This window comes from Isoptericola sp. NPDC055881, from assembly GCF_053615895.1.
In genome coordinates this window covers 24,591-42,122 of record NZ_JBSHCR010000039.1, presented here as the reverse complement: position 1 = coordinate 42,122, position 17,532 = coordinate 24,591, and the positions used below count along the sequence as shown (strand labels likewise).

At 74.7% G+C, this 17,532-nt stretch carries 18 protein-coding genes; 10 read left to right on the top strand and 8 right to left on the bottom strand.

Annotation, left to right across the window (positions count from 1 at the left end):
* Positions 1-74 precede the first annotated feature (74 nt).
* Both ACWGKI_RS13090 and ACWGKI_RS13085 read right to left on the bottom strand, forming a co-directional pair.
* Positions 75-914 carry an aldo/keto reductase gene (locus tag ACWGKI_RS13090; RefSeq protein ID WP_452187530.1) on the bottom strand — a complete coding sequence of 280 codons (840 nt, stop codon included), beginning with the start codon at positions 912-914 and terminating at the stop codon, positions 75-77.
* Between the two features lie 183 nt (positions 915-1,097).
* Positions 1,098-1,829, bottom strand: coding sequence for a cation diffusion facilitator family transporter (locus tag ACWGKI_RS13085; RefSeq protein WP_452187528.1), 732 nt, complete (start codon positions 1,827-1,829; stop codon positions 1,098-1,100).
* 127 nt (positions 1,830-1,956) lie between these two features.
* On the opposite strand from ACWGKI_RS13085, the gene ACWGKI_RS13080 reads away from it, so the two are divergent.
* A complete protein-coding gene (locus ACWGKI_RS13080) occupies positions 1,957-2,178 on the top strand; it encodes a hypothetical protein (protein ID WP_380243356.1) in 222 nt (73 codons plus the stop codon).
* Between the two features lie 19 nt (positions 2,179-2,197).
* On the opposite strand, the gene ACWGKI_RS13075 is transcribed toward ACWGKI_RS13080, so the two are convergent.
* Positions 2,198-2,806, bottom strand: a complete 609-nt coding sequence (locus ACWGKI_RS13075) for a TetR/AcrR family transcriptional regulator (protein ID WP_452187526.1) — start codon at positions 2,804-2,806, stop codon at positions 2,198-2,200.
* A 102-nt stretch (positions 2,807-2,908) separates the two neighbouring features.
* On the opposite strand from ACWGKI_RS13075, the gene ACWGKI_RS13070 reads away from it, so the two are divergent.
* The 5 genes from ACWGKI_RS13070 to ACWGKI_RS13050 all read left to right on the top strand — a co-directional run bounded on the left by ACWGKI_RS13070 (position 2,909) and on the right by ACWGKI_RS13050 (position 8,197).
* Positions 2,909-4,105: an FAD-dependent monooxygenase gene (locus ACWGKI_RS13070; RefSeq protein WP_452187524.1), complete on the top strand. Its 1,197-nt coding sequence runs from the start codon at positions 2,909-2,911 to the stop codon at positions 4,103-4,105.
* Between the two features lie 93 nt (positions 4,106-4,198).
* Positions 4,199-6,160 carry an NHL domain-containing thioredoxin family protein gene (locus ACWGKI_RS13065; RefSeq protein WP_452187522.1) on the top strand — a complete coding sequence of 654 codons (1,962 nt, stop codon included), beginning with the start codon at positions 4,199-4,201 and terminating at the stop codon, positions 6,158-6,160.
* Positions 6,161-6,263: 103 nt separating this feature from the next.
* Entirely contained in the window at positions 6,264-6,884 is a 621-nt protein-coding gene (locus tag ACWGKI_RS13060; RefSeq protein WP_452187520.1) for a calcium-binding protein, read from the top strand.
* Positions 6,885-6,932: 48 nt separating this feature from the next.
* Positions 6,933-7,337, top strand: a complete 405-nt coding sequence (locus ACWGKI_RS13055; protein WP_452187518.1) for a DUF5655 domain-containing protein — start codon at positions 6,933-6,935, stop codon at positions 7,335-7,337.
* Positions 7,334-8,197, top strand: coding sequence for a carbohydrate kinase family protein (locus ACWGKI_RS13050; RefSeq protein ID WP_452187516.1), 864 nt, complete (start codon positions 7,334-7,336; stop codon positions 8,195-8,197). Before ACWGKI_RS13055 ends, ACWGKI_RS13050 begins: the two co-directional genes overlap by 4 nt.
* 20 nt (positions 8,198-8,217) lie before the next feature.
* On the opposite strand, the gene ACWGKI_RS13045 is transcribed toward ACWGKI_RS13050, so the two are convergent.
* Together ACWGKI_RS13045 and ACWGKI_RS13040 are read right to left on the bottom strand one after the other, a co-directional pair.
* Positions 8,218-8,943 carry a response regulator gene (locus tag ACWGKI_RS13045; RefSeq protein ID WP_452187514.1) on the bottom strand — a complete coding sequence of 242 codons (726 nt, stop codon included), beginning with the start codon at positions 8,941-8,943 and terminating at the stop codon, positions 8,218-8,220.
* Entirely contained in the window at positions 8,940-10,277 is a 1,338-nt protein-coding gene (locus tag ACWGKI_RS13040; RefSeq protein WP_452187512.1) for a sensor histidine kinase, read from the bottom strand. The genes ACWGKI_RS13045 and ACWGKI_RS13040 overlap by 4 nt, the downstream gene beginning before the upstream one ends.
* A gap of 121 nt (positions 10,278-10,398) precedes the next feature.
* On the opposite strand from ACWGKI_RS13040, the gene ACWGKI_RS13035 reads away from it, so the two are divergent.
* Positions 10,399-11,160: a GAP family protein gene (locus tag ACWGKI_RS13035; protein WP_380243337.1), complete on the top strand. Its 762-nt coding sequence runs from the start codon at positions 10,399-10,401 to the stop codon at positions 11,158-11,160.
* Positions 11,161-11,184: 24 nt separating this feature from the next.
* Here ACWGKI_RS13035 and ACWGKI_RS13030 read toward each other — a convergent pair whose 3' ends face one another.
* On the bottom strand, positions 11,185-11,829 hold the full coding sequence (locus tag ACWGKI_RS13030; RefSeq protein WP_452187509.1) for an HAD family hydrolase: 645 nt from the start codon (positions 11,827-11,829) through the stop codon (positions 11,185-11,187).
* An 88-nt stretch (positions 11,830-11,917) separates the two neighbouring features.
* Here ACWGKI_RS13030 and ACWGKI_RS13025 point away from each other — a divergent pair, with 88 nt between their 5' ends.
* Positions 11,918-12,802 (top strand): sugar phosphate isomerase/epimerase family protein, encoded by an 885-nt coding sequence (locus tag ACWGKI_RS13025; RefSeq protein ID WP_452187507.1) that lies wholly within the window; start codon positions 11,918-11,920, stop codon positions 12,800-12,802.
* Positions 12,803-12,847: 45 nt separating this feature from the next.
* Here ACWGKI_RS13025 and ACWGKI_RS13020 read toward each other — a convergent pair whose 3' ends face one another.
* Complete coding sequence (locus ACWGKI_RS13020; protein ID WP_380243334.1) at positions 12,848-13,450, bottom strand: TetR/AcrR family transcriptional regulator; 603 nt, start codon at positions 13,448-13,450, stop codon at positions 12,848-12,850.
* 52 nt (positions 13,451-13,502) lie between these two features.
* Here ACWGKI_RS13020 and ACWGKI_RS13015 point away from each other — a divergent pair, with 52 nt between their 5' ends.
* Both ACWGKI_RS13015 and ACWGKI_RS13010 read left to right on the top strand, forming a co-directional pair.
* On the top strand, positions 13,503-14,069 hold the full coding sequence (locus tag ACWGKI_RS13015) for a DinB family protein (RefSeq protein ID WP_452187505.1): 567 nt from the start codon (positions 13,503-13,505) through the stop codon (positions 14,067-14,069).
* An 829-nt stretch (positions 14,070-14,898) separates the two neighbouring features.
* Entirely contained in the window at positions 14,899-15,930 is a 1,032-nt protein-coding gene (locus tag ACWGKI_RS13010; protein WP_452187504.1) for a pirin family protein, read from the top strand.
* Between the two features lie 34 nt (positions 15,931-15,964).
* Here the strand turns inward: ACWGKI_RS13010 and ACWGKI_RS13005 are convergent, their stop codons facing one another.
* Positions 15,965-17,386, bottom strand: coding sequence for a hypothetical protein (locus tag ACWGKI_RS13005; RefSeq protein WP_452187503.1), 1,422 nt, complete (start codon positions 17,384-17,386; stop codon positions 15,965-15,967).
* Positions 17,387-17,532 lie beyond the last annotated feature (146 nt).

The window sequence follows — 17,532 nt, the reverse complement described above, 5'->3', positions numbered from 1 at the left end:
TACGAAAACGGCGAGAATTCGCGACCGAATTCTCGCCGTTTTCGTACCCACAACACCCGGGGTGGCGGGTCGGGTCAGCGGCCGGTGTCGTTCATCTGGTCCGGGTGGGAGCCGATGCGCTCGTCGCGGTCGAGGCCCGTGATGGCGGCCATGTCCTCGCCGGTCAGCTCGAAGTCGAAGATCTCCAGGTTCTCCCGGATGCGCGCCGGCGTCGCGGACTTGGGGAAGACGACGTCGCCCCGCTGCACGTGCCAGCGCAGCACCACCTGGGCGGGGGTGCGCTCGTGCTCGGCGGCGATGCGCGCCAGGGTCGGGTCCTCCAGCACCCGCCCGCGGCCGAGCGGGGACCACGCCTCCGTGGCGATGCCGTGCTCGGAGTCGAACGCGCGGACCTCCTCGTTGCCGAACCAGGGGTGGATCTCCACCTGGTTGACGGCGGGCACCACGGTGCCCTCGTCGAGGATGCGGCGCAGGTGGTGCGGCTGGAAGTTGGAGGTACCGATCGCCCGCGCGCGGCCCGAGCGGTAGAGCTCCTCGAGCGCGCCCCACGCCTCGGCGAACCGGCCGACCGCGGGCAGCGGCCAGTGGATGAGGAACAGGTCCACGTGGTCGAGGCCCAGCTCGTCCAGCGACCGGTCGAAGGCCTCCAGGGCGGCGTCGTGCTCGTGGAACGCGTTGTTCAGCTTGGTGGTGACGAACAGGTCGTCACGCGGCAGGCCCGAGGCGGCGAGCGCCTCGCCGACCCCGCGCTCGTTGCGGTACATCTGCGCGGTGTCGATGTGCCGGTAGCCCGCCTCCAGGGCGGTCAGCACCAGCTCACGGGTGTCCTCCGGCGGGACCTTGAAGACGCCGTAGCCGAGCTGCGGGATCGACGTGCCGTTGTTCAGGGACAGGGACGGGATCGCGGTGCTCATCGCTCCATCCTGTCCCGCCCTGGCCCGTGACGCAGAGGGCGCCCGGGAGATGACCGCACCGCGTGATCGATCCCATGCCGTCCGGGCTCGCCCCGGGGGTCACGCCGGAGCAGGCTGGAGGGGCGTCCCCGCTCGTCAGCCCGACCCGGCGGGGCGGCCCGGCGTCATCGGCGCCGCCGGTGGTCAGCGTGGACCGGCCGCCTCGCCGCCGCGGGGTGAGCAGCACCCGTCGTCGCACCCGTCATCACACCCGTCCTCACACCCGTCGTCGCCCGTGAGGAGCGCGCCGACGGGCGTGCAGCAGGCGTCCCCCCGCCATGCCTCGACGCCCTCCTTCGCGGCGAAGCCGGCGATCACGAGGGCCGCGAGCGGGTCGGCCCAGGTCCAGCCGAGCGTGGCGTTGAGGACCAGGCCGACCAGCAGCACCGCCGACAGGTACGTGCACAGCAGGGTCTGCTTCGAGTCGGCGACCGCGGACGCCGAGCCGAGCTCTCGCCCCGTACGGCGCTCGACCCACGACAGGAACGGCATGACGGCGAGGCTGACGGCGGCGAGGACGATGCCGACGGGGGAGTGGTCGGGCTCGGCTGCGCCGAGGAGGGTGCGGGCCGCGTCGACGGTGACGAACAGCGCCAGCCCGAAGAACGACACGGCGATCAGGCGCAGCGCCGCGCGCTCGCGGCGGTGCGGGTCGGGCGCGGCGAACTGCCACGCGACGGCGGCGGCGGACAGCACCTCGACGACGGAGTCGAGGCCGAAGCCGACGAGCGCGGCCGAGGACGCGGCCCGACCGGCGGTGATGGCGACCACCGCCTCCACCACGTTGTAGACGATGGTGGTGGCCACGACCCAGCGGACCCTGCGTTCGAGCAGGGCGCGGCGGGCAGGCGGGACGGGGCGCAGCGCGGTGGTCACCCCACTGAAGGTACAGGGAACTGTGTACTGTCGGAAGGTCGTCCGCTCTCGGGCGCCGGCGTCCCGGCTCCCGGCCTGTGCCCCGGGGCGCCCGAGGCGCACAATGGGAGTCAGTCGGAGGTGTTCCATGGTCACGATCGACGAGGCGCGCGCCGCCAAGCCTGCCCTGCGCGAGGTGCTCCGGAGCGTCGAGGGGGTGCGCGGCGTCGGGCTCGCGCAACGCGGTGACGAGACGGACTGGGTGCTCCAGGTCAACGTCGTCTCCCTCGGTGCGCGCAAGGACGTGCCGCCGCAGGTCGACGGCGTCCCGGTCCAGGTGACCGTCGTCGGGGCGGTCACCGCGCTCTGACCCGGGGCCGCGGTCCGGCTCAGCGGGTCAGGTCGACCAGCGCCGACGCCTGGGCGAGCAGCTCGTCCGCGCCGACGGTGTCGGCAGGGTCGAGCAGCACGTGCGAGACCGCCCCGAGGAGCAGCATCTGCACGAGGGGGCCCTGCTCCGCGGGGAGCCCGAAGAGCGCGGCCAGCGCGGTGCGCGCCTCCGCGTTGGCGCCGGCCAGCGACGCCGCCCGCTCGGGGTCGCGCGCCGCGTCCGCGAGGAGCTCGAACTGCACCGCCCACAGGGTGCGGTCCTCCGCGGCCGAGGCGACCACGCGCTCCCAGACCGCACGGAACCGTTCGCCCGGCGTCGACCCGTGGTCCTCCGCGCCGATCGCCTCGAGGGTGTCACCCCAGTCGCGCAAGGCGTCGACGAGTGCGGCGTCGAGCAGCGCTTCCTTGCTCCCGAAGTGGTAGCCGATCGCCGCGAGGCTGACGCCCGCGGAGCTCGCGATGTCGCGGGCGGTGGTCCGCGCGTAACCCCGCTCCCGGAGGCAGTCGCGGGCCGCGACCAGGAGCGCCGCCCGGTTTCCGGGGGCCCTGTTCTCAGAGGTCGAGCTTCCGTCGGCCCCGGTCCCGGTGTTCTTGCTGCTGCGGGTCATGGCGCCATGTTAACTCAAACGTCTGAAACAAACGTCTTGCACAACTGTCTCAACCGTGGCTACGGTGGTCTCTGTCACGTTCCCTCGGCTGGAGGTCTTCCCATGAACCGCTCGATCCTCGTCTCCGGCGCAGGCGTCGCCGGCCTCGCCCTCGCCCACCGGCTCGCGGCGGGCGGTGACGACGTGACCGTCGTCGAGCGCGCGACGTCGCCTCGCGCCGGCGGCTACAAGGTCGACGTGCGGGGTGCGGCCCTCGAGGTCCTGGACCGGATGGGCCTGCTGGCGGAGGCGCGCACGATGCGGACCGAGGTGCGCGCGGGCACGGTCGTCGACGCTCGCGGCCGACGCGCGGCCAGCATGGACGGCGACACGTTCGGCGGCCGGGTGCACGACGACGTCGAGCTGCTGCGGGGCGACCTGCACCGCCTGCTGCGCGAGGGCGCGGCCGGGGCCGAGCACGTCTACGGCGACTCGATCGCGTCGCTCGACGACACGGCCGACGGCGTCGAGGTCGGCTTCGCCTCGGGGCGCACGGGCCGCTACGACCTGGTCGTCGGCGCCGACGGGCTCCGGTCCACGACGCGCAACCTCGCCTTCGGCCCCGACGAGAGGTACGTCGCGGACCTCGGCTACTACGTCGCCGTCGCGACCGTCCCCAACCGCCTCGGCCTCGACCGCGAAGAGGTCACCTACGTCGGGCCCGGCCGCACGGCCCTGGTGTACGCGACCGCGCGCGAGGAGGGCGCGCGGGCGATGTTCCTGTGGTCGTCCGGGCCGCTGGGCCACCAGGGCCTCGACCGCGCCGGCCGGGAGGGGCTGCTCGCCGAGGCCTACGCCGGCGAGGGGTGGGAGGTGCCCGCCCTGCTCGCGGACGTCCCCGCCTCGCCCGACCTGCTGTTCGACTCCCTGAGCCAGGTGCGCATGGACCGTTGGTCGCAGGGCCGCACCGTGCTGCTCGGGGACGCCGCGCACTGCGCCTCGCCGGCGTCGGGGCAGGGGACGAGCATGGCCCTGGTCGGCGCGTACGTCCTGGCGGCCGCCCTCGACGCCCATGACGACCACGTCGCGGCGTTCGCCGACTACGAGCGGACGATGCGCCCGTTCGTGGACGCGAACCAGGCTCTCGGACCGGCGAACATCAAGCGGATGGTCGTCGGCTCGCGCGGGCAGGTGCGCGCCTCGCTCGCGATGCTGCGGGTGATGGACAAGCTGCCCGGCAAGGAGCGGATGATGGCCGCGATGACCGCGCCCATCCACCGGGCCGCCCGCGCCGTCGAGCTGCCTGCGCTGGTGCACTGACCACGTCAGAGCGGCAGTTCGTTCGCTGGTCGGCAGCTCAAGCTGCCGACCAGATCCCGAACTGCCGCACGGAAACCGGGAGAGAATGCTCGGGTGACTTCTCCCACCCGACTGCCCCGTGTCCGCGCCTCCGAGCTGGTGGGTCGCGGCTGGCTCAACACCGGCGGCCGCGACGTCTCGCTCGCGAACCTGCGCGGAAGAGTCGTGGTCCTCGACTTCTGGACGTTCTGCTGCATCAACTGCCTGCACGTGCTGGACGAGCTGCGCGAGCTGGAGGAGCGCCACCGCGACGAGCTGGTGATCGTGGGGGTGCACTCGCCCAAGTTCGCGCACGAGGCGGACCCGGACGCGCTGGCCGCCGCCGTCGAGCGGTACGAGGTGCACCACCCGGTGCTCGACGACCCGGAGCTCGTCACCTGGGGCGCGTACACGGCGCGGGCGTGGCCGACGCTGGTCGTCGTGGACCCGGAGGGCTACGTCGTCGCGCAGATGGCGGGGGAGGGGCACGCGTCGGCGATCGAGGCGATCGTGGACGAGCTGGTCGCGGAGCACGACGCGAAGGGCACGCTGCACCGCGGCGACGGCCCGTACGTGCCGCCCACGCCGGCGCCCAGCACGCTGCGCTTCCCCGCGAAGGCAGTGACGCTGCCCGGCGGGAACGTGCTCGTCGCGGACGCCGGGCACCACTCGCTGGCCGAGCTCGCACCCGACGGCGAGACGCTCGTGCGGCGCATCGGCAGCGGGGAGCGCGGTCTGGTCGACACGCGGGGCGCCGGCCCCGACGAGCCGCGGTTCAGCGAGCCGAACGGCCTGTGCCTCGTCCCCGACGAGCTGCGGCCCGCGCTCGGTTACGACGTCCTCGTCGCGGACACCGTGAACCACGCGCTGCGCGGCGTCCGGCTCGACGACGGCGCCGTGACGACCGTCGCGGGCACCGGCGAGCAGTTCATGGTGGGCGGTCAGGAGAACATCGTCGGCGCGCCCCATACGTTCGACGCGAGCGCGGCCCACCGGGCGCGGTCGGTCCGTCTCAGCTCGCCGTGGGACGTCACGTGGTCGCCGCGGCTCGGCGTGTTCGTCGTCGCGATGACGGGGAACCACACGCTGTGGGCGTTCGACCCCCTGGCGGACGACGGGCAGGGCACGATGGCGGTCGTCGCCGGCACGATGAACGAGGGGCTGGAGGACGGCCCCGGCGCGGGCGCGTGGTTCGCCCAGCCGTCGGGGCTGGCGCCGGCGACCGGCCCGGACGCCGGGGACGCGATCTGGCTGGCCGACGCCGAGACGTCCGCCCTGCGCCGCGTCGTCCCGGACGGCACGGGGCTCGCCGTGACGGTGCACACCGCCGTGGGGCAGGGGCTGTTCGACTTCGGCCACCGCGACGGCCCGGCGGCCGAGGCGCTGCTGCAGCACCCGCTCGGGGTGGCGGCGCTCGCCGACGGCAGCGTCGTCGTCGCCGACACGTACAACGGTGCGCTGCGGCGCTACGACCCGGCGTCGGACGTCGTCACCACGCTCGCCACGGGCCTCGCGGAGCCGAGCGACGTGCTGGTCGAGGTGACCGGGGACGCGGTCCACCTGCTCGTCGTGGAGTCCGCGGCGCACCGGCTCACGCGGGTCGCGCTGCCGGCCGACGTCGCGGGCGAGGTGCTCGACGGCGGGGCGCGACGCGTCGCGCGCCCGGCCACCGAGGTCTCCCCGGGCGAGCTGCGGCTGGACGTGCCGTTCGTGCCCGCGCCGGGCCAGAAGCTCGACGACCGGTGGGGTCCGTCCACGGAGCTGCGGGTCAGCGCCACCCCGCCAGAGCTCCTGCTCGACGGCGCGGGCGACGGCGTCGACCTCGCCCGGGACCTCGTCCTCAACCCCGACGTCGCCGAGGGTGTGCTGCACGTGACAGCCAAGGCCGCGTCGTGCGACGTCGTCCCCCTCGGCCCGGACGGCGAGCCCGACCCGGGCGTCTTCCCCGCGTGCCACCTGGCGCAGCAGGACTGGGGCGTCCCGGTGCGGATCACGCCCGGTGGCGACGCGACCCTCGTCCTGCCGCTGCGGGGCTGACGCCCGCGCGGGATGAGAAGGCCCTCATCCCCGCTCCACGTGCCGCTCATCGGGCCGCCGCACGCTTCAGGTGTCCGCACCGGAACGACACGGAGGTTCTTCGATGAGCACGCACACCGCACCCCTGGGCCGCGCCCGCCGGATCACGGCGCTGTCCCTGGCGACGCTGACGGCCGCCGGCCTGTCCGCCACGGCCTTCGCCTCCTCCGCGCAGGCCGCCGCCCCCACCTGCTTCGGCCTGCGCGCGACGATCGTCGGCACGGACCGGGCCGACGACATCCGCGGCACGTCCGGGCGCGACGTCATCGTCGCCCTCGGCGGCGCGGACGAGATCGACGGCCGGGGTGGCGACGACGTGATCTGTGCCGGGTCCGGCAACGACGAGGTCGAGGGCGGCTGGGGGCACGACAAGATCAAGGGCGGCACGGGCCACGACGAGATCGAGGGCGGCTCGGGCAACGACCGGATCGAGGCGGGCAGCGGCAAGGACCAGGTCGACGGCGACAGCGGCCGCGACGTGATCAAGGGCGGGGACGGCAACGACCACCTCGAGGGTGGCTCCGGCAACGACTCGCTGTCCGGCGGGTCGGGCCGCGACCTCCTGGAGGGGCAGCGGGGCGACGACCGGCTGAGCGGCGGCTCCGGCACCGACGTCGTGCGCCAGGGCAGCGCGTCGGAGCGCGACGAGGACCGGTGGGAGGCCCGGTACGGCTTCGACGACTGAGTCCGGGTCCGCGGACCGACGTCGGTGGTGGCCGGTAGCGTCCCGGCCATGACCGACACCGCGAGCGGCGAGGGGCCGGCGGCGTGGACCGTCGACCGGCACCTCGCGGACCTGCCCGCCTCGACGCTGGCGCTCTACCGGGCGTTCATGGACCGGGCCGAGGGGATCGGTCCGTTCACGCTGGCCGTCTCGAAGTCGGCCATCACCCTCAAGGGGTCGCGCCGCGGTTTCGCCGGTGTCGTCCCGCGTGCCGGTGTGCTGCGCGGCTACCTCGACCTGCAGCGCGTGGTCACCGACCCTCGCATCACGAGCTCCGCGCCGTACACCCGGCGGCTGTTCGTGCACTACTTCCGCATCACGGAGCCCGGGCAGCTCGACGGCGAGTTCGTGGGCTGGCTGCGCGAGGCGTATGCCGTCGGCGCGGGCGCCCACGTCGGCAAGGTCGGCGGATGACCGGCCGCAGGGACGGCGTCCTCGTCGCCGGACCCGCCTCGTGGAACCGCATCGTGCACCTGGACGCGTTGCCGGAGCCGACCCCGCACACCGTGTTCGCGCGGGGCGCCTACGACACGGTGGGCGGGACGTCGGCCGGCAAGGCGCTCAACCTCGCCGGCCTGGGCCGCGGCGTCGTGCTGCGCACGGTCCTGGGCGACGACGACGAGGGCGCGCGCGTACGCGAGGTGCTCGACGACGCCGGCGTGCGCGTCCTCGCCGAGCCCGCGCCGGACGGGCGCACCGAGAGCCACCTCAACCTCATGGACGCCGGTGGCGGACGCCTGTCCGTGTACGTGCGCGCGCCCGGCGAGGTCCCAGCCTCCGGGCCCGTCTGGGACGCGACGCTCGAGGCGGTGGACACGGCGGCGACCGTCGTCGTCGACCTCGCCGCCCACTCCCTCCCGGTGCTCGCCGCGGCCGCCGAGCGCGGGCGCGACGTGTGGGTGGACCTCCACGACTACGACGGCGCCGCCGCGTTCCACCGCCCCTGGGCGGAGGCCGGCACGCACGTGTTCCTCAGCTCCGACCGGCTGCCCGACCACCGGGCCTTCATGGCCGACCGGCTCGCCGCGGGTGCGCGGCTCGTGGTGTGCACGCACGGGGCGCGCGGGGCCACGGCCCTCACCGCGGACGGGTTTCTCGACGTCCCCGCCGAGCGCGTGGACGACGTCGTCGACACGAACGGCGCGGGCGACGGCTTCTTCGTCGCGTTCCTCGACGCGCACCTGCGCGGGGCGGACGTGGCGGAGGCGCTCTCCGCCGCCACCGCGCACGCCGCCCGCGTGGTCCGCAGCCCGGGGCTCGCGCCGGTCTCCTGACGCGACCGCGGGCGCCGCGGTCAGGCCAGGCCGACGTCGCGCGCGACGATCGCCGCCTGCATGCGAGAGGCGACCCCCAGCTTGGCCAGCACCCGCGACACGTGCGTCTTGGCCGTCGCCTCGGTGATGACGAGCTCGTCCGCGATGCCCTGGTTGGACAGCCCCCGCCCCAGCGCGCCCAGCACGTCCACCTCGCGCGGGGTGAGGCCCGCGAGCCGAGGGTCGTCGTCCGGGGCAGGGACGGGCAGCCCGGCGCCGGGCTGTGGCGCGCCCTCCCCGGGCGCACCGGGAGTGGCCGACGGCGCGGCACCGGCCGTCAGCTGCGCGAGCACCCGCCGCGTGACCTCGGGTGCGAGGACGCCGTCGCCGGCGGCGACCCGCCGCACCGCGTCGAGCAGCGCGGCGGGCTCGGCCGACTTGAGCAGGAACCCGGCGGCTCCCGCCCGCAGCGCGCCGTCCACGTACTCGTCGAGGTCGAACGTGGTGAGCACCAGCACGTCGGCCAGGCCCTCCGCGGTGATGAGGCGCGTCGCCTCGATGCCGTCCGTCCCGGGCATGCGCAGGTCCATCAGCACGACGTCGGGCCGCAGCGCCCGCGCGTTCGCGACCGCGGCGAACCCGTCGGCGGCCTCACCCACCACCTCGACGCCGTCGGCGGCGTCGAGGAGCAGGCGGAGCCCGGCGCGGATCGCGGCGTGGTCGTCGGCGAGCAACACCCGGACCGGGCCGGGCGGCGGAGAAGTCATCGGGCCAGGTCTCCGTCCCGTGCTCCGGCGCCGTCCCGGGCTCCGGCGGGGACGCACGCCCGCACCACCCAGCCGCCGTCGGCCGTGGGCGCCGCCTCGAACGTGCCGCCGAGCGCCTCGGCCCGCTCGCGCATGGTCAGCATCCCGGTCCCCGCGCTGAGGGGGAGGGGCACCGCGTCCGGGCCGCCAGCCGGCCGCTCCGGTGGCGGCGCGTTGCGCACCTCCAGCGTCACGCCGGTGGCGGGGCCCGGCGCCCGGGCCAGCCGCACGGCGACCGGGGCGCCGGGCGCGTGCTTGCGTGCGTTGGTCAGGGCCTCCTGCGCGATCCGGAACAGGGCGTGCCCGACGGCCGCCGGCAGGTCGGCGCGGGCGACGTCGCCGGGGTCGTCCACCACGACCGTCGCTCCGCCCGCCCGGGCGCTGCCGACCAGGTCGTCGAGCCGGTCGAGCCGCCCCGGGGCCGCGAGCGGGTCGCGGGGCGCGTCGGCGCGCAGCAGCTCGATCATCGACCGCATCTCGGTGAGCGACTCGACCGCGCTCGCCCGCACCTGCTCGAGCGCGCCGCGGTCCCGGTCGACGTCCGGCGGGGTGCTGAGCGCCGCGCCCGAGTGGATCGCGATCGTGGACAGGTGGGAGGCGATGACGTCGTGCAGGTCGCGCGCCATCGCCGCCCGCTCCGCCTGGACGGCCTCGTGCCGGTCGAGCTGCGCGATGCGGGCGAGGTCGGCGGCGCGCTCGCGCTCCAGCTCGGCGGTGCGCGCGGCCTCGTCGGCCCGCGACCGCTCCAGCGCCGCCAGCTCGGACTTCTGCCGCACGTTGGCCGCCCACCACATGGGGACCAGCAGGATCGCCCCGAGGTTCAGGCTCATGGCGACGAAGGCGCGCACGTCACGTGTGGCCTCGCCGACGGCGACCGCCCCGGCGACGCTCAGGACGATCGCCGTGCCCCACAGCCATCGGCGGGCGGTGGCGCCCGACCACGTCGCCGCCGCGAACAGCAGGTCCCACAGGACGAGCAGGATGGCGAGGCTGCCGCCCCAGGCCAGGTCGACGAGCGTGACCGCGACGCCACCGGCGAGCGCCGGCATCGGGTGGTGTCGCTTGGCGAGCGTGAGGGCGCACCCCACGGCGAGCAGCGCGACGCGCCACCACGGCTCGGGGGTGGTCGCGCCGACGGGGCCGACGTCGAACAGGCCGACGAGGCCCACCTGCAGGAAGAGCCAGCCGAGCACGAAGATGCCGACCGCCGTGCGGACGTCCCCGCGCCGGTCGTCGCCGCCCCACAGCCGCGCGAGGCCGCCCAGGGTGTGGGGCGCGGCGCGGTCGGTGGTCACCCGGCCATCCCAGCACAACGGGGCCGCGGGCGGATCGTCCGAAGGAGGTATGCCGGCCGGTGCGCGAGGATCACTCGTCCGGCCGACGACGTCGTGGCGCCCGCCGCCGAGGATCGGTGGCATGGACCTTCCCTTGCAGCTCGGCGGCGTGGAGGGCGTCGGGCTCGGCGCCCTGGCGGGCGTGCTGGTGGTGCTCGCCCTCGTGGACTCGACCAGCTTCGGCACCCTGCTGATCCCGGTGTGGTTGCTCCTGGCCCCCGGTCGCCCCCGGGCCTGGCGCATCCTCGCGTATCTCGGCACGGTCGCCCTCTTCTACCTGGCGGTGGGCGTGGCGGTGCTGCTCGGGGCGGGCGCCTTCCTGGAGCGGTACGGCGACGTGCTGGACTCAAGGCCGGCCATGATCGTGCAGCTCTTGCTGGGTCTCGGCCTCTTCGCGCTGAGCTTCCGCTTCGACGGCAAGAGGGCCGCGGCCCGCGCCGAGCGCGAGGGTGCCCGGCCGGGGCGGCTGTCGCGGTGGCGGGCCCGCGCGACAGGGCTGGAGGGCGGGTCGCTGCTGCCGCTCCTGGGTCTCGCCCTGGGGGCCGCGGCGCTCGAGGTCGGCACGATGCTGCCGTACCTGGCCGCGATCGGCCTGATCACGACGTCGGACCTCGCGACGGGCGCCGGCGTGGGCGTGCTGGCGGCGTACTGCGTGGTGATGGTGCTCCCGGCGCTGCTCCTGCTCGGCGGGCGCCTGGTCGCGGCCCGTGCCGTCGACCCGCTGCTGCGCCGCCTGGACGGGTGGCTGTCCAGGAACGCGGCGGAGATGACGGGCTGGGTCCTCGGCATCCTCGGGGTGCTGCTCACGCTCAACGCGATCGGCGCCCTCGGCTGGACCGGGTGACGCCTGCCGCGCGCCCGCGGCCGGTCAGCCTGCCAGGAGGGCGGGCAGCTCGAGCAGCGAGTCGACGACGGTGGCGCGCGCCGCCTCGGGCCGCGCGGCGTGCAGGTAGCCCCACGGGCCGCGCCGGAGGAGGACGGGCAACATCCCGGCGTCCGCGGCGGGCAGGACGTCGTTGTCGAGGCGGTCGCCGACGTAGGCGATCTCGGCGGCGGGCAGGCCGCTGAGCTCGGCGACCTTGGCGAAGAACTCCGGGTCGGGCTTCTGCACCCCCCACTCGTCGGAGGTGCGGATCGCGTCGACGGGCAGGTCCATCGCCTCCAGCGCCGCCCGGGCCTGGGGCGGCTGGTTCCCGGCGACGACGACGGCGAGGCCCGCGGCGCGCAGGGCGGCGAGCGCCTCGCGCACGTCCGGGTACAGGTCGTCGGCGTCGAAGTTCTCCCGGAGCCCGTCGGGGTCGTCGAGCGCCCAGCGCTCGATCTCGGCGGCCACGTCGACGTCGGGCCGCACCATCTCGAACGCGCGCTGGTGCGACAGGTCGAGCGCGGCGCAGCCGCCCAGGATCCCGAGGAACGTCAGGGCCGGGACGCCCAGCCGGTCCGCCCACCGGGTCCAGATCCGGGTCTCGTCGATCAGGGTCTCGCCGACGTCGAACACCACCGCACGCACCATGCCCGCGACCCTATCGGGCACGCCGCGCGCTGCCCGAGGACAGCCGGTTGTCAGCCTCCGTTCAGCCGCTGCGGCTATCGTGCGGAGCATGGCTGGTGCCGACGAAGACGTGACCGTTCCCGTGACGCTCTCCACCGCGTCGGTCTACCCACGCCGCGCGGCGTTCGCTTTCGAGGTCGCGGCGGAGCTGGGGTACGACGGGGTGGAGGTCATGGTCTGGGGGGACCAGGCCACGCAGGACCCTGCCGCGCTGCAGCGGCTCTCCGACGAGCACGGCTTGCCGATCCGGTCGGTGCACGCCCCGACCCTGCTGGTGAGCCAGCGGGTGTGGGGCCGGTCGCCGGCGGACAAGCTGCGGCGCGCGGTCGACATGGCCGGGGAGCTGGGCGCGCCGACGGTCGTGGTGCACCCGCCGTTCCGCTGGCAGTACAAGTACGCCCGGCAGTTCCAGGAGCTGGTGCACGAGCTCAACGAGGCCAGCGTCCACCAGCCCGGTGGGGTCACCGTGGCCGTCGAGAACATGTACCCGTGGAAGCCGCGCTCGCGGGGCGACCGGGAGCTGAAGGCGTACCTGCCCGGCTGGGACCCGGCGGAGCACGACTACGACGCCGTCACCCTGGACCTCTCGCACGCCGCGATCGCGCACCAGGACGGGCTCGCCCTCGTGCACGGCTTCGGCGACAAGCTGCGGCACGTGCACCTCGCCGACGGGACGGCGTCGGGACGCGACGAGCACATGGTGCCCGGGCGCGGCGACATGGCCTGCGACAAGGTGCTGGAGGAGCTGGTGCGGCGCGGCTACGCCGGCGACGTCGTCGTCGAGATCTCGACGCGCAAGGCGCGCACCGCGAGCGAGCGGCACGCGGACCTGCAGGCGGCCCTCAAGTTCGCGCGGGCGCACCTGGCGTCCGTGCCCGAGCCGTACCAGCCGCCTCCGCCCGAGCACCACCACCTGCCCGCCGACGCCTGGTAGGCGTCAGGCGGCCGGGACAGGCAGCCGGACGGGTGGGGCCCGCCGTCAGGCGACGGGGACGCGGGCGCCGACGGCCCGCAGCACGAACGCCTCGGTGGCGCGGACGGCGCGTTCCCGAGCGTCGGGGTCGTCCGGGACGAGGCGGCCCGACAGGCACGCGTTCACCAGCTGCACGGTCGGCTCGATGTCCTGCTCGGGGAACTCGCCCTCCGCGATCCCGGCCCGCAGGATGCGCTTGAGGATGGACTCGACGATCTCCGCGTGCTCGCGCAGTCGTGCCTGCGTGGTGCGCGAGAGCACGGTGCGCAGGTCCGGGCCAGGAGCGAGGTGGAAGACGCGGGTGAGCTGCGCCTGCTGGCGGATGTAGGTGCGCAGCTGCTCCACGGGGTCGTCGACCTCGGCGAGCGCCCGCTCCAGGGTCTGCGCGTACTGCTCGGTCTCGTGGGTGATGAAGCCCAGCAGCAGCGCTTCCTTGTCCGGGAAGTGGTTGTAGACCGCGGTCCGCCCCACGCCGGCCGCCGTCGCGATGTCGGCGAGGGTGACCGAGTCGAAGCCGCGCTCGGACATCAGCGTCGACAGCGCGGTGAACAGCTTGTGCCGGGTCATCTGGCGGTGCTCGTGGAGGCTCTTCCCGATGATCTTGGGCATGCTGACATCATAGGCATCCGTTGTCAGCACCTCGGGACGCTAGGGTGCCGGTGTGACCGAGCCCACCGCACCGTCCGAGCCCGTGCCCGCCGACCGTCCGGCCAGCATCGTGCCCGACACCAAGGACTGGACCTGGGTGCTCGCGCGCCCGTGCCCCGAGTGCGGCTTCGTCGCCGCCGACGTCGCCGTCGCGGACGTCGGCCCCGCGGTCCGGGAGTCCCTGCCGCGGTGGCGCGCCGCCCTGGAGCGTCCCGACGCGGCGACGCGGCCCAGCCCTGAGGTGTGGTCGCCCCTCGAGTACGCCGCGCACGTGCGCGACGTCTTCCGGATCTTCGACGAGCGGCTGGCGCTCATGCTGACGCAGGACGACCCCGCGTTCGAGAACTGGGACCAGGACGTCACGGCCGTCGAGAGCGGCTACGCCCACCAGGTCCCGTCGGCTGTCGCGGACGAGATCGACGTCGCGGGGCACGTGGTGGCGGCGGCGTTCGATGCCGTCGACGCGGGACAGGAGGGGCGCACCGGCCGGCGGTCGAACGGGTCGGTGTTCACGGTGCTCACCCTCGGGCAGTACTTCCTGCACGACGTCGTGCACCACCTGCACGACGTGCGCGCCTGACCCGGGCGTCGTCCACAGGCTCTGTCCACAGGCACTGTCCACAACTGTCCCCGGCAGAACCCTCGTGCGCGCCGCGCGGCCCTCACCTGCGACGTTCCATGCTGGAACCGTGCCGGAGTTGACGGTCGACCCGTCACGAGCATGCCGCCAGAGCCGTGGAAAGGTGCCCGGAGCCGCGGAATTCCGCGGTTCCTGACGTGTCCGGGAGCCGGGTGCCCGGGCACTCGGAGGCGCGGCCACCGGTGCGTCGTCGTCGCTGGCGCGTGTCGCCCCCGGCGCGTCGTCCACAGATTTCTTCCACAGCCCTGTGGGTGGTGTGGGGATTCCGCGGGTGAGGTTGTGGACAAAGCTGTGGCCGGAGACCCGGCCGAAATTCTCCTCCCCGCACCCCTTGCACCGCACCCGTGGCGGGTCTAGAAACGTGCCTACCGGTCTTGTGGAGATCGGGTCGGCGTACCTCTTCAGAACGGCGGTCGCCTGCCCTCTCCCCGGGACACGGTCGACCGGAGAACGACGGGCCGTCCCGTACCGCGGTGCGGGTTGTGGGTGACGACACAGGTGTCTGTACGGGGCCGGAAGACCACCCGCGCCCGGCTGTTCGTGGAGAACGGGTTCCTGAGAGGCGACGACGCACCAGGCCTCGCGGACGGGACACGACGAGCGGTCGGGGTCGTGACGTCGCCACGGCACCCCTGGTCCCCGGGAAAGTCGACCAGGGGTACGCGGTTCTCCGAGGCCCCCCGGCCGCCCCGGGGGGCCTCGGCACGTTCCGGGCCGCCGCTGCCGCCGGCCGCTCCTCGGTCCGACCCCCGCGGCCTAGGCTCGGGCCATGAGCAACCTGGAGACGCGCCCCACGGAACGCACCTGCACCGCCGGTGAGCGACCGACCGGCGTCGAGCTGCTCACGGCGCGTGAGGTGCCGCTCGGCGGCCCGCGTGCCATGAACGTGCGCCGCACCATCCCGCAGCGGCAGCGCTCGCTCGTGGGGGCGTGGTGCTTCTGCGACCACTACGGGCCGGACGACGTCTCGGGCTCGGCGGGCATGCAGGTGCCGCCGCACCCGCACATCGGGTTGCAGACGGTCTCGTGGTTGTTCGCCGGCGAGATCCTGCACCGGGACTCGGTGGGGTCCCTGCAGACGGTGCGTCCAGGCGAGCTCAACCTCATGACGGCAGGCGTCGGCATCTCCCACTCCGAGGAGTCCCCGGCGCAGGGGCGGCCGCCGATGCTGCACGGGGTCCAGCTGTGGACGGTGCTGCCCGATGCGGACCGCCGGTCGGAGCCGCACTTCGAGCACCACGGTGACCTGCCGGTCGCGACGCACGACGGCGCGCGGGTCCAGGTGTTCATGGGTGCGCTCGACGTGGCGGGGGAGCGGCTGTCGTCGCCGGCACGCACGTACACCCCGCTGGTCGGCGCGCAGCTCGACCTGCCGGCGGGCGCGACCCTCGAGCTGGGCACCGACCCGTCGTTCGAGCACGCGCTGCTGGTGGACGCCGGGGACGCCGCCCTCGAGGGGGAGACGGTGCCTCCGGCGCAGCTCGGCTACGTCGCCCCGGGGCGCGACCGGCTGGTCGTGACCGCGGGCGCCGCGCCCGTGCGCGCCGTCCTCATCGGCGGCGAGCCCTTCACGGAGGACGTCGTCATGTGGTGGAACTTCGTGGGCCGCACGCACGACGACGTGGCACAGGCGCGTGCCGACTGGATGGCCCAGGTGGCGGACGACGGCGAGGCGTCGCCCACCCGGTACGCCGACGGTGCCACGGGGCGACGGTTCGGGCAGGTGCACGGGTACGCGAGCGGGCCGCTGCGCGCGCCCGCCCTGCCCGACGTGCACCTGCGGCCGCGCACCCGCCGCTGAGCGCGGTGCCGGGTGCGCGGCCGGGCGCCCCGAGTCAGGTCCGGGGGAACGTGACCCGCAGCGTGGCCGTGCCGTCCGTCGTCGAGCGCACCGTCAGCCGCAGCGCCCCCGAGCGGGTGGTGAACGTCGAGCCCTTGCGCAGGTTCGAGTGCCGGGCCGACTCCTTGCCCATCGGCACGATGAGGTGCTCGCCCGGGTAGGCCCAGGTCGAGCCCTCCCGGCCGAACCGGCTCACGGTGACGCCGTACGACACCGTGTAGTCGGACGCGGCACGCCAGGGCATGCCGCCCAGGTACGGGTAGCGCGCGCCGGACTGCCGGCGGAGCTCGACGTAGTAGTACTGGCCGGTCTTCGGGTCGACGGCGCGCAGCAGCGTCGGCCGGCTCGTGCTCCGGTGCCGGGCGTCGATCACGACGGTGCGGGCGCCGGACTTCTTCGTCACGGTGGCGACGTCGGACCCCGGTAGGACGCCCAACCGCTTCAGCTGGGCACGGGACAGGGGCGAGGTGCCCACGGCCGCGAAGTCGGACCCCATGAGGTCCATCGGGTCCAGGCCCTGGGCCATGCCGCAGCGCGGCGACGTGAAGCTGCCGTCGGGGGCGCCGGTGCACCACCCCACCCCGGAGTGCTCGAGGCCCAGGTTGTGGCCCAGCTCGTGCGCCAGCGTCGAGACCGCGGTCGCGTACTGGGCGTGGGAGAAGCGCGAGCTGCGGGCCTCGCCGTCGGCGCCGCCGAACAGGGAGAACGACCAGCCGCCAGGGTTGTCGCGGCTCGCCTTGTTCGGCAGGGAGCCGAGCCCCAGCGTGCCGAGGCACGTGTCGCCGTAGCGCGAGCCGCCCGGGTAGTCGCCCCGGACGTAGGGGAACAGCACGACGAGGTGCTCGCGCGTGCCCGGACCGAGGGTGCGGGAGTCGAACCATCCGGTGCCGTAGTGCGCCCGGCCGCCTGCCTTGACCTGCTTGAGGATGCCGCCCGTCGTCGAGCAGGACCCGTCCCCGGTCTTGATCCGTTCGATCGCCGAGCTGCGCACGAACTTGATCCGCCCGCCCGACTGTGCCGACCAGTACGCCGAGACCTTCGCCAGCAGCGCGTCGACGTCGCGGTCGCGCACCAGCTGGGCGGCACGGTTCTGCGTCATCCAGCGCGGCGTCGCGACGGCGACGTCCACCCGGTGCACGCTGCGGTCCGTCTGGGCCCGCATCGTGGAGCGTGCCATGTCGGGCGAGGCGCCCACGGCCGACTGCCAGCGGACGACGTCGTCGACGGTGCCGGCGCCGACGTCCGGGCGGACCGGGTCGATCGCACCGACGGTGGAGGCGGCGACGCCGGACGCCGCGACCGACGTGGTCGACGCCGCCGACGCGGTCGCCACGGGTGGTGCGCCGGACGCGGCGAGCGGCTCGGCGAGCAGTGCGGCGGTGACGAGGGCGGCGACGGTGACCGCGCGAGCCTGCATGACGTTCCCCCTGGGGCTCCGGCGTGGCGCCGGGAGGCGCGCACGGGTGCGAGAAGCGTAGGCGTCCCCCCGCGCTGCTGCCTGCCCGGTCCACGGTGACGTCGCCCGTCCGCAGGGTGAAATCGTCGCCCGGGGCTCCGGCGTCG